General features: G+C 59.4%; 11 protein-coding genes. 1 reads left to right on the top strand and 10 read right to left on the bottom strand.

What is annotated here, in order from left to right:
- Positions 1-37 precede the first annotated feature (37 nt).
- Positions 38-904, top strand: a complete 867-nt coding sequence (locus tag PSPTO_RS06850) for a MurR/RpiR family transcriptional regulator (protein ID WP_003375897.1) — start codon at positions 38-40, stop codon at positions 902-904.
- An 86-nt stretch (positions 905-990) separates the two neighbouring features.
- On the opposite strand, the gene PSPTO_RS06845 is transcribed toward PSPTO_RS06850, so the two are convergent.
- The 10 genes from PSPTO_RS06845 to edd all read right to left on the bottom strand — a co-directional run bounded on the left by PSPTO_RS06845 (position 991) and on the right by edd (position 12,991).
- Positions 991-1,866 carry a D-hexose-6-phosphate mutarotase gene (locus PSPTO_RS06845; RefSeq protein WP_005764048.1) on the bottom strand — a complete coding sequence of 292 codons (876 nt, stop codon included), beginning with the start codon at positions 1,864-1,866 and terminating at the stop codon, positions 991-993.
- Positions 1,867-1,979: 113 nt separating this feature from the next.
- On the bottom strand, positions 1,980-3,341 hold the full coding sequence (locus PSPTO_RS06840) for a carbohydrate porin (protein WP_005736419.1): 1,362 nt from the start codon (positions 3,339-3,341) through the stop codon (positions 1,980-1,982).
- A 133-nt stretch (positions 3,342-3,474) separates the two neighbouring features.
- Positions 3,475-4,635, bottom strand: coding sequence for an ABC transporter ATP-binding protein (locus PSPTO_RS06835; protein ID WP_005764049.1), 1,161 nt, complete (start codon positions 4,633-4,635; stop codon positions 3,475-3,477).
- Between the two features lie 2 nt (positions 4,636-4,637).
- Entirely contained in the window at positions 4,638-5,483 is an 846-nt protein-coding gene (locus PSPTO_RS06830; RefSeq protein WP_005615493.1) for a carbohydrate ABC transporter permease, read from the bottom strand.
- A complete protein-coding gene (locus PSPTO_RS06825) occupies positions 5,476-6,384 on the bottom strand; it encodes a carbohydrate ABC transporter permease (protein ID WP_003375907.1) in 909 nt (302 codons plus the stop codon). The genes PSPTO_RS06830 and PSPTO_RS06825 overlap by 8 nt, the downstream gene beginning before the upstream one ends.
- 104 nt (positions 6,385-6,488) lie before the next feature.
- On the bottom strand, positions 6,489-7,775 hold the full coding sequence (locus tag PSPTO_RS06820) for an ABC transporter substrate-binding protein (protein ID WP_005736422.1): 1,287 nt from the start codon (positions 7,773-7,775) through the stop codon (positions 6,489-6,491).
- Positions 7,776-7,946: 171 nt separating this feature from the next.
- On the bottom strand, positions 7,947-9,353 hold the full coding sequence (locus PSPTO_RS06815; protein ID WP_011103499.1) for an ATP-binding protein: 1,407 nt from the start codon (positions 9,351-9,353) through the stop codon (positions 7,947-7,949).
- A 61-nt stretch (positions 9,354-9,414) separates the two neighbouring features.
- On the bottom strand, positions 9,415-10,152 hold the full coding sequence (locus tag PSPTO_RS06810; protein WP_005764051.1) for a response regulator: 738 nt from the start codon (positions 10,150-10,152) through the stop codon (positions 9,415-9,417).
- 50 nt (positions 10,153-10,202) lie between these two features.
- On the bottom strand, positions 10,203-11,168 hold the full coding sequence (locus PSPTO_RS06805; protein ID WP_005764052.1) for a glucokinase: 966 nt from the start codon (positions 11,166-11,168) through the stop codon (positions 10,203-10,205).
- The gene (gene edd / locus PSPTO_RS06800; protein ID WP_005764053.1) at positions 11,165-12,991 is read right to left on the bottom strand and encodes a phosphogluconate dehydratase; all 1,827 of its coding nucleotides are present in this window, start codon (positions 12,989-12,991) and stop codon (positions 11,165-11,167) included. Before edd ends, PSPTO_RS06805 begins: the two co-directional genes overlap by 4 nt.
- Positions 12,992-13,045: the final 54 nt, after the last annotated feature.

The raw sequence follows: 13,045 nt of genomic DNA, 5'->3' as shown, positions 1-13,045 counted from the left end.
AAAACCGTTGGTGAATCAGCCCCGACAAGGACTTTGTATGGACCGCGTAAGAAACCTCCTGGAGCAAATCCAGGGCCGACTCGATGAGCTGAACAAGGCCGAGCGCAAAGTGGCCGAGGTGATTCTGCTTAACCCGCAGATGGCCACGCGTCTGAGCATTGCAGCGCTTGCCCAGGCGGCCAAAGTCAGCGAGCCGACGGTCAACCGCTTCTGCCGTTCGTTCAGCGTCAGCGGCTATCCTGAGCTCAAGCTGCAACTGGCCCAGAGCCTGGCCAGTGGCGCGGCCTATGTCAGCCGTGCGGTGGAAGCCGACGACAATCCCGAGGCATACACCCAGAAGATTTTCGGCAGCGCGATTGCCTCGCTGGACAGCGCCTGTCAGCAACTGGACCCGGCGCTGGTCAGCAAGTCTGTGGACATGCTGATTCAGGCGCGGCAGATCCACTTTTTCGGGCTGGGTGCCTCTGCGCCGGTGGCGCTCGATGCGCAGCATAAATTCTTCCGCTTCAACCTGGCGGTCACGGCGCACGCTGACGTGTTGATGCAGCGAATGATTGCGTCGGTGGCTCACACTGGCGAGTTGTTCGTGATCATCTCCTACACCGGCCGTACCCGCGAGCTGGTGGAGGTGGCACGTATCGCACGGGCCAATGGCGCCTCGGTGCTGGGCCTGACGGCCGCGGGTTCGCCACTGGCGCAGGCCAGCACCGTGAGCTTGAATATTCCGCTGCCGGAGGACACCGATATTTACATGCCGATGACCTCGCGGATCATTCAGTTGACGGTTCTCGACGTGCTGGCCACCGGCATGACCTTGCGCCGCGGCGTTGATTTCCAGCCACACCTGCGCAAGATCAAGGAAAGCCTGAACGACAGCCGCTATCCGATCGAGGATCAGGGCTGACTGGGTGTGATCTGGAGAATGCGTTGACTATCGTGCCGACGCTCCGCGTCGGCATGCAGTTCGTGACGCTATGCGTCACACGCAACTCACCCCGCCAGGCTTGCCTGCAATTTGAGCTGCACCTGTTCGCCCGGGTTCAGGCTGAAGGCATCGCCGGAGCCTGAGGCGGCTTCGACGCGTACGAAGCCTGTGGTTTCACTTCCGCACACACCCAGCAGCGGTCTGCTACCAGGGTGCCAGACCACAGTGTTGGTGCTGTCGCCGGTATCGATGTTCAATTTGCGTTGCCAGGTCGGGTCCTGGAGCTGCAAGGCGCCCGCATGTTCAAAAACTCGCTGACAGCCGCCCACCACGCGCAGTTCGCCTTGTTGCTGACAGGCCTGCCGACTGAGTTCGTCATAGCCCTGGGCGCCATCAAGCCCTTCCAGGGCGACCTCGGCAACATCGCTGATCCGCCAATACGCATGCAGCGCATGGCTGAAATGACAAGGCTCGCTGTCTTCGTGAGAGGTGCTCAGGCGCAGTTCCATGCCCTGCCCCAACTCGGCGTGCAGATCGACCTGCCAGTCCCACAGCTGCAAGCGCCAGTGCAGGCTGACGCCCTCTTCACTCTCACGGCTGTCGATCAGTTTCCAGTCCAGCAAACGCCCCCAGCCATGCGCCGGCCAGCCGCTTTCCCCCGGATGGCGCCCGTACCAGGGCCAACACACCGGCACGCCACCGCGAATAGCGCCCACTTGCGGCCATTGCGCGGCGCACCAGAGCCAGGGTTTCTGGCCGTGCGGCTGAAAGTGCAGCAACTGCGCGCCCTGGCGACTGAACACCGCCTGGCATTGCGGATGGTCGATGACCAGAACGTCGCGCAGCTGATAGCGCTCCCACTCGAAAGTCGGTCTGGCACGAAGGGATCGGAAGAAGCGTTGCAATGGATGCTCAGGCAGCTGCGCGTCGTGAGAGGTCATCGCCAATCGCGTCCCTGAAAAATAAAGAGGTAAACCGATAAAAAAAACGGGCAGCCAGCAGGCTGCCCGCAAAGCACACACGACCCTTGATCGCGTTACGCGTCAATCAATACTCAGAACTTCGATTGAATCTTGATGCCCGCCACAATCGCATCATCAACCTGATCTACGCCGCCAGGATGCTTGATGAACTGCAGGTTGGGACGCACGGTCAGCCAGTTGGTGACGTGGAAGCCGTAGTAGATTTCCGAGTTGTACTCAGTGCTCTGCACCGGCAGGTAACCAGGGTTGTCAAAGTCGTTGATGCCGCTGATCTGGTTGGCCAGACGTACACGATCCTGCACATCGTCGTTGACGTGGATACGCGCAATACCGACACCGATGTCATCCTTCGGACGCGAATTGAACGGGCCTTTGTAGGTCAGACCGATCTGCTGGTAGTTATCAACGAAGTTGGTTTCCTTGTCATGCACAGTGGCGTTGGCAAAGATGCTCAGACCGCGCGACGCATCGCCGTTGTGAGAGGTCAACTGTTGCTGAGCCACAACCCACCAGCCGTGCTTGCTGTCATGCGACTTGAACGCAGCACCGGTAGCCGCTTGCGGCTGGCCGTTTACGTCTTCATAGACGTCATCGGCATTCGGCGTGCTTTTGTAGTAACCGACACGGTATTCACCGGGCAGAGAATTGACGGTCGGTGTCCAGACCAGTTCGACCGGCAGGATCATGCCTTTGGTGCCGCTGCCGCTGAGTTTGAAGCCGTTACCGGTTTCCAGGTTGGACGGGTTCTGCTCGTAGACACCCACTTGTGCATACACTTCAGGCGTGATGTTGTACTTCACGCGCAAGGCCCACTGGCTGATTGGCCAGTTGTACCAGGTGTTCACGTAGTTACCGACCTGCGAGCCGCAGAACGACAGGTTCTGGAAATCGCACGGGAAGCTGTTGAAGTCTTCGCCCGGTCCGAAACGACCGGCCTTGACGTCCAGCGCGCCATCAAAATACTTCTGCTTGACCCACATTTGCGTCAGACGCCAGGTCTGACCGCGACCCCAGACTTCCTGCGAGGAACTGAGCGTGCCGGCACGAGGATCGCCGATCCGATCATTGGAGATATTGCGACCGCTACGTTCGGTGATTGCCAGCTTGAACTCCGCGTCCTGCCAACCTAGAACTTTCTGCAAATCGACTTTCATACCCAGCGCGAACTGATCGCTGTAGCGGCCGGTGGTGTCGTCGTTGGAGCCGCCTTTCAGGTTGCTGGCCATCTCGGAAACGTATTCCAGCGAGAAGTCATAACCCTTGTCGAGCAGTTCGGTACGCTTGCCGTTCCAGTCGCCCGTCATCCACGGCGAATCGGCAGCAAATGCTTCGGCAGCATGAACGTTGCCTGCCAGCCCCATCGCACCCAGCACCGACAGCGTGCTTACCAACTGAAACCGGGAAAGCGATTTACCTTTGTTGATCTTCTTCATCCCATCAATCCTCGTTTTATTGTTATTAGCTTTGGTAGACGTCTTGCTTCGTTCACTGCCTGTGTCCATTAGCGGGCCGTTTGAGTGTGGCAGTCAACGGCCGGCCAGCGGTGCTCGGTATTGAATCAATCTATCACTTGCGGTTCAACTGGGAGACGTTGTTTACCCGCTCGGCTGATGGTGACTGCCCTAAAACCCCCAGACGCTCGCCGCTCTTGGCGTCGAAAATCAGCACCTTGGACGGGTCAAATTGCAGCGTCAGGCTCTCGCCCACTTGCGGTGCGACATCCGGGGCAAGACGACAGCACACCTTGCTCTGGTTCAGCGTGACAAACACCAGTGTATCCGGCCCGGTGGGCTCAGTGACTTGCACTTCGGCACGAATAGCAGGCAGACCCGCCTGGTCGCCGGCAGCCAGCATAATCTGTTCCGGGCGAATACCCAGAATGATTTCGCGATCTTCAAGCCCTGCATCGGCAACGCCCACTGGCAGTTCGCAACGCGCCTGACCGCTGTCGAGCAGCGCAAACAGCTGGCCATCCTTGCGTTGCAGGCGCAACGGAATGAAGTTCATGGGCGGCGAGCCAATGAAGCTGGCCACAAACAGATTGGCCGGGTCGTTGTAAATCTGCTTGGGCGTACCAAACTGCTGAACGATACCGTCTTTCATGACCGCCACTTTGTCGCCCAGCGTCATCGCCTCGATCTGATCGTGGGTCACGTAGACCGTGGTGGTTTTCAGGCGTTGATGCATCAGCTTCATTTCAGTACGCATCTCGACCCGCAGCTTGGCGTCGAGGTTGGACAGCGGTTCGTCGAACAGGTAAATCTTCGGCCGACGCGCCAGGGCACGGCCCATCGCCACACGCTGCTGCTGACCACCGGACATCTGCCCGGGCTTGCGATTGAGCAGGTGTTCGATTTGCAGCAGCTTGGCAACGCGAGCGACTTCTTCGTCGATGGCGGCTTGCGGCATCTTGCGGATCTTGAGCCCGAACGAGATGTTTTCGCGCACGGTCATGGTCGGGTACAGCGCGTAGGACTGAAACACCATCGCGATGTCACGGTCTTTCGGGCTGGTACCGCTGACATCCTCTCCATCGATGAGGATCGCCCCGCCGCTGATGCTTTCCAGCCCGGCGATGCAGTTCATCAGGGTGGATTTGCCGCAACCGGACGGGCCGACCAGGATCAGAAACTCACCATCCTTGATCGACAGTTCGATGTTCTTGAGCGTGTCCGGCAAGTTGCTGCCGTAGGTCTTGTTGACGTTGCGTAATTCGAGAGTCGCCATGATTACCCCTTGACCGCGCCGGCTGTGAGCCCACGCAGGAAATACTTGCCAGCCAGTACATATACCAGCAGTGTCGGCAGCCCGGCGATCATCGCCGCCGCCATGTCAACGTTGTATTCCTTGGCGCCTGTGCTGGTGTTGACCAGATTGTTCAGCGCCACGGTGATCGGCTGAGAGTCGCCGCTTGAGAACACAACGCCGAACAGGAAATCGTTCCAGATCTGGGTGAATTGCCAGATCAGGCAGACCATCACGATGGGCGTGGACATCGGCAGAATGATGCGGCCGAAAATCGTGAAAAACCCGGCACCGTCCAGACGCGCCGCCTTGACCAGTGCATCGGGAATGCTGACGTAGTAATTACGGAAGAATAGCGTGGTGAACGCCAGCCCGTAGACCACATGGACGAACACCAGCCCGACGGTCGTGTTGGCCAGCCCCATCTTGCCCAGCGTGAAGGACGCCGGCAGCAGTACTGTCTGGAACGGCAGGAAACAACCGAACAGCAGAAGACCGAAGAACAGTTGCGAGCCCTTGAAACGCCACATCGACAGCACATAGCCATTGAGCGCGCCGATCGCGGTGGAGATGATCACGGCCGGAACGGTGATCTTGATCGAGTTCCAGAAATAGCCGTCGACCAGGTCCCACGCCTTGATCCAGCCAACCGCAGTGACCACGCCCGGCCAGCTCAACAGGTTGCCGGTGCCGATGTCTTCGGGGGTCTTGAAGCTGGTGAACAACATCACCACCAGCGGTACCAGATAAATCAGGCAGGCCAGTATCAGCACGGCGTAAATCAGGATACGGCTGAAGCTGATGCCTGGTTTGCCAATATGACTAGTCATGGCGTTTGGCCCTCAGCTCGGAGTAAAGGTAAGGCACCAGAATCGCCAGGATTGCGCCGAGCATCAGAATGGCGCTCGCCGAACCCATGCCCATCTGGCCGCGACTGAACGTGAAGGAGTACATGAACATTGCAGGCAAGTCCGACGAGTAACCCGGGCCACCGGCCGTCATTGCCGCTACAAGGTCAAAACTCTTGATGGCGATATGCGCCAGAATCATCACCGCGCTGAAAAACACCGGGCGCAGACTCGGCAGCACAACGCGCCAATAGATCATCGGCAGGCTCGCGCCATCCATTTGCGCGGCGCGGATGATCGACTGATCAACGCCCCGCAGGCCAGCCAGAAACAGTGCCATGACAAAGCCCGAAGACTGCCACACGGCAGCGATGACCAGGCAGTACACAACGCGATCCGGATCAACCAGCCAGTCGAGACGAAAACCTTCCCAGCCCCAGTCGCGCAGCATCTTGTCCAGGCCGAGGCCCGGGTTTAGCAGCCACTTCCAGGCCGTACCGGTGACGATCATCGAGAGCGCCATCGGGTACAGATAAATAGTGCGAATCACGCCTTCGCGACGGATACGCTGATCCAGCAGGATAGCCAGCAGCACGCCGATCAGCAGGCTGATGGCGATGAACATGCCGCCAAACACAGCAAGGTTCTTGCTCGCCACCCACCAACGGTCGTTGTCCATCAGGCGCGCATATTGCGCCAGGCCGACCCATTTATAGGACGGCAAGAACGTCGAGTTGGTGAACGACAGCGCGAATGTCCAGAGGATGTAGCCATAGAAGCCCACCAGCACGATGAACATACTGGGTGCCAGCACCAGTTTAGGTAGCCAGCGTTGCAGCGCATCCATTGGCGAGGCTTTGCTGTTCGCAGCGACAGAGCTCATCGGGAGTATCCCATCCGGTGTATCGAATCCAGGCCGCAGCCGTGGGTGAAATCAATGAAGGATTTCAACACCACGGACGGCGGTTACAGGCAATTAATAACGAATTACTGGGCTGACTTGACCGCGGTAGCAAGCTTCTTGGCTGTCTCTGCCGGGTCGGCTTTCGGGTCATTGATGTAGTTGGTGACCACATCAAAGAAAGCGCCCTGCACGGCCAGCGTGGTTGCCATGTTGTGCGCCATGCTCGGCTGCAGGCCGCCGGTTTTCGAGTCGGCCAGGAAGTCCTTGGCAGCGGTTTGCGCGCAAGAGTCGAAACCGTACTTGTTCATGTCGGCAAGCATGTCCTGGCGAACCGGGATCGAACCCTTGTTGATGCTGAAGACTTTCTGGAAGTCCTCACCCATCGCAACTTTGGCCAGGTCCTGCTGAGCAGCAGTGGTGCCTTTGTCTTTCTGCTTGAACACCGCCAGCGAGTCGATGTTATAGGTGAAGGACTTGTCGGTGCCCGGGAAGGCTACGCACTGGTAATCCTTGCCCGCGACTTTCTTGGCGGCGGTCCATTCGCTCTTGGCCCAGTCACCCATGATCTGCATGCCGGCCTTGCCGTTGATGACCTTGGCCGCTTCCAGGTTCCAGTCCTGGCCCTTGCCGTCAGCATCCATATAGGTAGCGACTTTCTTCAGTTCGGTCAGCGACTTGACCATGCCTTCACCGGTCAGCGCGCCCTTGTCGAGGTCAACCAGCGCCTTCTTGTAGCCATCGGCACCCATGACTGAAAGCACAACGGCTTCAAACACGGTGCTGTCCTGCCAAGGCTGACCGCCGTGCGCCAGTGGAATGAAACCGGCTTTTTTCAGCTTGTCGCCCGCTGCATAGAATTCTTCAAGGGTGGTCGGTGCCTTGTCGATACCGGCTTTCTTGAAGACTTCCGGGTTGATCCACAGCCAGTTGACGCGGTGGATGTTCACCGGCACGGCCACGTAATCGCCATCGTACTTCACGGTATCGGAGACTTTCTTGTCCAGCAGGGAGTCCCACTTTTCGGCCTTGGCGACGTCTTTCAGCGCGTCAGTGTCGAGCAGGCCTGTGGATGCCCATTCCTGGATATCAGGCCCTTTGATCTGGGCAACGCCTGGCGGGTTACCAGCAACTGCACGGCTCTTGAGCACGGTCATGGCTGTGGAGCCACCGCCGCCAGCGATTGCGCCGTCTTTCCAGACGAAGCCGTCTTTTTCAACCTGCGCTTTCAAAACATCGACTGCAGCTTTTTCGCCACCCGACGTCCACCAGTGCACGACTTCGACAGTGCCTTTGGTTTCAGCAGCAGTAGCGCTCAGAGGGAACAACGAAGCGAGAGAGATGACAACGGCGAGACGTGACATGGAATTCATCTAATTAACCTTTCTTGTTGTTATGCATGAGCAAGTCTGATGCTTGCGCTTCGTGCGAGTCTAACCAAGCCAGACGACACGACAGTAACGAAGGGATGCGCGAATGTCACCAGATGGTTACATTCGCATAGAGCCCCGACGCAACGGGCCAAAAGCCACTAACGTGCAGAATCACTCCACGGTCCTCGGCAGGTATAACGTCACCCGCAACCCGCCGTCACGCAGGTTCTGCAGACTGACTTCGCCGCCGTGGCTGTGGGCAATGTTACGGGCGATGCCCAGCCCCAATCCATAACCCTGCTGCTGATTACCCGCCAGCCGAAAATGCGGCTCGAAGACGTGCTCGAGGCGTTGTTCCGGTACGCCGGGGCCTTCGTCATCCACGTGCAGCACGAAAGCCTGGGCATCATCTTCGACTTTAAGATGCGCCCGATGGCCGTATTTGAGGGCATTGTCGATCAGGTTACCGATGCAGCGCATCAGCGCCAGCGGCTTGCCGGGATAGGCCGCCTGCGCCTCGCCCTGCTGCGTCACACGCCCATCTCCATCGGCAGTCAGCCAAGGCTCGACCAGGCATTCAAGTAGCGCATTGAGATGCACCGGCTCGATGTTTTCATGAATATCGGTGTCTTTGACGCATTGCAGCGCGCCTTTCACCAGCAACTCCAGCTCGTCCAGATCGCGGCTGAATTTGCGCTGCTGTTGCTCATCTTCGAGAAATTCGACCCGCAGCCGCAGGCGGGTAATGGGTGTGCGCAGATCATGGGAAATGGCACTGAACAGCTGCCCGCGTTCGGTCAGGTAGCGACTGATACGGGTGCGCATGGCGTTGAACGCCCGGCTGACCTCGACGACTTCACTGCCGCCGCCCTCGACCACAGGCTCCACATCCGCACCCAGCGACATGTCCCGCGCTGCCCGCGCCAGACGCTTGAGCGGGCGGCTCTGCCAGTGCACCAGCAAGCCGATGAACAACAACAGAAACGCGCTGGTCAGGACAATGAACGACACCTGTTGCAGGGGCAGTTCCTGTTCTTCCAGCGATGTATAGGGTTCGGGCAGCAAAGAAGCGATGTAAAACCATTCGCCGGGGGCCATTTCGATCTGCGTGACCAGCACCGGCGGGTTCACCGGCTCAAGCGTCAGCGCGTAATGCGCCCAGGAACGCGGCAGCTCGTCGAGCTTCAGGCCGCTGTTGAAAATTCGCAGCTCTTCGGGGCGGGCAAACCACACGGTGATGTCCGGGCCGCTGCCCAGGCGCTGGCGCAACACTTCGCCGACCACGTCCAGCACTGCCTGTTTGCGCGGCGTGGGCTGCATGATCTGCATGTCCAGCGGGTGATCATTGAGCGAGACGACAAAACGCGTGCCGCCCATGCTGCGCAGTTGATCCAGCACCATTGGCCGGTAGGCCAGCGGCAGTGAACGAAAATAACTGACGCTGGCGGCCATCGAGTAAGCCAGGCTGCGCGCACTGGTGACCAGCCCTTCCATTTGCGTGGCGCGCAACTGCGACAGCCAGATCACGCTGGACAGCGCCTGGGCCATCAGCACCGCCAGCAACGTCAACAGCAGCATGCGCCCGAGCAGCGAGCGCGGTAGCGGCAGGCCGGTTCTTCTCGGGCCTGCGGCAGGCGGATTAATAACCGTTGCTCGCGTGCGAATTAACACTCGCCGCCAGCAGGTAACCACTGCCACGAATGGTGCGGATCAGGCGCGGCGACTTGCCGGTGTCGCGCAAACGCTGGCGCAGGCGGCTGACCGCCATGTCGACAATACGCTCCAGCGGCATCAGCTCCCGGCCACGGGTGGCGTTGCCGATGGTGTCGCGGTCGAGAATCTGTTGGGGGTTGTCGAGAAACAGCTTGAGCAGTGCAAAGTCGGCACCGGAAAGAATCACCTCTTCGCCGTCATTGTGAAACAGCCGGTGACTGACCATATCCAGCCGCCATTCATCGAACAGAAGCACATCGCCACCCGGACGATCCTGACCAAACTGGGCGCGCCTCAACAACGCCTTGATACGCGCTTGCAGCTCACGCGGGCTGAACGGTTTGCCCAGATAATCGTCGGCCCCCAACTCCAGGCCGATGACCCGGTCGGCCTCGTCCGAACTGGCGGTCAGCATGATGATCGGCACGTGCGGCTGGCGCGGATGCTGGCGCACCCATTTGCACAGGCTGAAACCGTCTTCATCCGGCAGCATCACGTCAAGGATCAGCAAATCACTGGGTTCTTCGTTGAAGGCGCGGCGAAATTGCGCGCCATCGCCCACCGTGCGCACCTGAAAACCGGCACGACTCAGGTAGGTGTCCAGCAACTCGCGAATCTCCTGATCGTCATCCACCAGCAGGATCGATTTACTGACTGAACTCAAGATAAGGCGTCCTTGTTTGACCGTGAAACCTTGTTGTTATGAGGTGTTGCTCAAATTTGCGAACCGAACGCCTGTTGCAGCGCAACGCCTGAACCCATAAGCCCTGGGTACTCGGCGGTGACCAGCCAGACCGGCAGGTTCTTGAAGTAGCCGCTCATCACGCCCTTCTCGCCCATGGCGCGCTTGAAGCCGCTGTTCATGAAGAATTCTGTGAAACGTGGCACCACGCCACCCACGATGTAGACCCCGCCCAGACTGCCCAGGGTCAGAACGTTGTTGCCGACCACTCTGCCGAGGAACACGCAGAACTGTTCAAGCACCGCCGCCGCGACCGGATCGCCTGCCAGCGCAGCCGACGTGATCGCAGCAGGCGACTTGAGCTCTGCGTCCATGCCGTCCAGCGCGCAACTGACCTGATACAGCAACAACAGGCCCGCACCACTGAGCACCACTTCGGCGCTGACATGTTCGTGCTCGGCCATCAGCCGCGTCCACAGCAGGGCCTCGCGCGCCGTGCCGATTGGCAGGTCGGCATGCCCGCCCTCGCCCGGCAAGGCCATCCAGCGGCTGTCTTCCAGTTTGATCAGCGTGCCGATGCCCAGCCCAGTGCCCGGCCCGACCACCACGCGCGGGCGATCCGGCTTGCCGACGCCATGACAGACCGTCAGGTATTCATCGTCCTTGAGCCGGGTCATGCCCAGCGCCATGGCGGTGAAGTCGTTGATCAGCAGCAGGTGATCGACTTTCAGGTCGGCGCAGAACGCCTCACGGCTCAGTTGCCAGTGGCTGTTGGTGAACTGAAACAGATCGCCATCGACCGGCCCGGCGACCGCCAGGCACACATAGCCAATGTCACCGCGCTGCAATTCAAGGTCCTGCAGATAGACTTCGATGGCCTTTTCGGGGCCTGCGTAGTCAATGGTCGGGAACACCCGGACAGAATGCAGCGTGTCGTCTTCCCAAATGGCAAAACGTGCATTGGTACCGCCTATATCACCGACCAGGGCCAACTTCACTTGAGCGTCTCCAGACTAGAGGTAAAGGCGCTGGCGCCTTGCTCTGCGGAGCTGAAGGCCATGCGCATGAATCCAAAAAGCTCGCGACCGCAGCCGACACTGTTGTCGATCTGGTTGATGGCCGGTTCTCGGGCGGCCAATTCTGACGCTTCGACCAGCACTTGTAACGTGCCTTTTACGCCATCCACGCGGATCACATCGCCGTCGCGTACCAGTGCCAACGGGCCACCATCGAACGCTTCCGGGCAGACGTGAATCGCCGCCGGAATCTTGCCTGAGGCGCCCGACATCCGTCCATCGGTGACCAGCGCCACTTTGAAACCACGATCCTGCAGCACGCCCAGAAACGGGGTCATCTTGTGCAGTTCGGGCATGCCGTTGCAGCGCGGGCCCTGAAAACGCATGACGGCGACGAAATCACATTCCAGCTCGCCGGCCTTGAACGCATCGGCCAGCTCCTTCTGATCCTGAAACACTCGGGCTGGCGCTTCGACAATCTGATGCTCCAGCGCAACGGCCGATACTTTCATGACACCGCGACCCAGGTTGCCTTCCATGACCCGCAAACCGCCTTCAGGGGAGAACGGACGCGCCACCGGGCGCAGGATGTTTTCATCCAGGCTGTCCAGCGGGCCTTCACGCCAGACCAGTTTGCCATCCTCCAGGAATGGCTCTTTGGTGTAGCGGCTCAGGCCATAACCGGCCACGGTGTTAACGTTTTCGTGCAGCAGACCGGCTGCCAGCAGCTCGCGAATCAGGAACGACATGCCGCCTGCGGCCTGGAAATGGTTGATGTCGGCCTTGCCGTTGGGGTAGACGTGACTGAGGGTCGGCACCACTTCGGAGAGGTCGGCCATGTCCTGCCAGGTCAGCTGAATACCCGCAGCCTGAGCAATCGCCGGCATGTGCAGCGTGTGGTTGGTCGAGCCGCCGGTGGCGTGCAGCGCAACGATGGAATTGACCAGCGAGCGCTCGTCGACGATTTCACCAATCGGCATGAAACTGCCGCTTTGCATGGTCAGACGCGTGACCTGACGAGCCGCTTCAGCTGTCAGCGCATCACGCAGTGGTGTGTAGGGATTGACGAACGAGGCACCGGGAAGGTGCATGCCCATGACTTCCATCACCAACTGATTGGTGTTGGCGGTGCCGTAGAACGTGCAGGTTCCCGGGCCGTGATAGGACTTCATTTCCGAGTCCAGCAGCTCTTCACGGCTGGCCTTGCCTTCAGCGTAACGCTGCCGTACGTCGGCTTTTTCCTTGTTGGAGATACCTGACACCATCGGCCCGCCCGGCACGAAGATGGTCGGCAGATGACCGAAACGCAACGCCCCCATCATCAGGCCGGGGACGATCTTGTCGCAGATACCCAGCATCATGGCGGCGTCGAACATATTGTGTGACAAGGCAATTGCCGTGGACATGGCAATCACTTCGCGGCTGGCAATGGCCAGTTCCATGCCCGGCTCACCCTGAGTCACGCCATCGCACATGGCAGGCACGCCGCCGGCAAACTGACCGACCGAACCAATGTCACGTAACGCCTGTTTGATCTGTGCAGGAAAGTGCTCGTAGGGCTGATGCGCCGAGAGCATTTCATTGTAGGAAGAGACGATTGCCACGTTGGCGGCGTTCATCAAACGCAGGCTTTGCTTGTCCTCCGGTCCGCAGGCGGCGACGCCGTGAGCAAAGTTGGCACATTGAAGCTTGCCGCGCATCGGGCCATCGCTCGCTGCGCCTCGAATCAATTGAAGGTAGCGCTGACGGGTATCGCGACTGCGAGCAATGAGCCGCTCGGTTACTTCAAGGACGCGGGGATGCATGTGATGAACTCCAGGCTAACGTCTAAGGTCACCCGTAAAGACGGTTCCGGTTTT

This window comes from Pseudomonas syringae pv. tomato str. DC3000, assembly GCF_000007805.1.
Taxonomy (GTDB): Bacteria; Pseudomonadota; Gammaproteobacteria; order Pseudomonadales; family Pseudomonadaceae; genus Aquipseudomonas; species Aquipseudomonas avellanae.
Note: the sequence above shows the minus strand (reverse complement) of the source record. Positions and strands in the feature narration are given on the sequence as shown.

Bases quoted from the DNA above. Each gene is read 5' to 3' on its own strand.
- PSPTO_RS06850 (WP_003375897.1), top strand. From the start codon at position 38: ATGGACCGCGTAAGAAACCTCCTGGAGCAAATCCAGGGCCGACTCGAT.
- PSPTO_RS06845 (WP_005764048.1), bottom strand. From the start codon at position 1,866: ATGACCTCTCACGACGCGCAGCTGCCTGAGCATCCATTGCAACGCTTC.
- PSPTO_RS06840 (WP_005736419.1), bottom strand. From the start codon at position 3,341: ATGAAGAAGATCAACAAAGGTAAATCGCTTTCCCGGTTTCAGTTGGTA.
- PSPTO_RS06835 (WP_005764049.1), bottom strand. From the start codon at position 4,635: ATGGCGACTCTCGAATTACGCAACGTCAACAAGACCTACGGCAGCAAC.
- PSPTO_RS06830 (WP_005615493.1), bottom strand. From the start codon at position 5,483: ATGACTAGTCATATTGGCAAACCAGGCATCAGCTTCAGCCGTATCCTG.
- PSPTO_RS06825 (WP_003375907.1), bottom strand. From the start codon at position 6,384: ATGAGCTCTGTCGCTGCGAACAGCAAAGCCTCGCCAATGGATGCGCTG.
- PSPTO_RS06820 (WP_005736422.1), bottom strand. From the start codon at position 7,775: ATGAATTCCATGTCACGTCTCGCCGTTGTCATCTCTCTCGCTTCGTTG.
- PSPTO_RS06815 (WP_011103499.1), bottom strand. From the start codon at position 9,353: ATGCTGCTGTTGACGTTGCTGGCGGTGCTGATGGCCCAGGCGCTGTCC.
- edd (WP_005764053.1), bottom strand. From the start codon at position 12,991: ATGCATCCCCGCGTCCTTGAAGTAACCGAGCGGCTCATTGCTCGCAGT.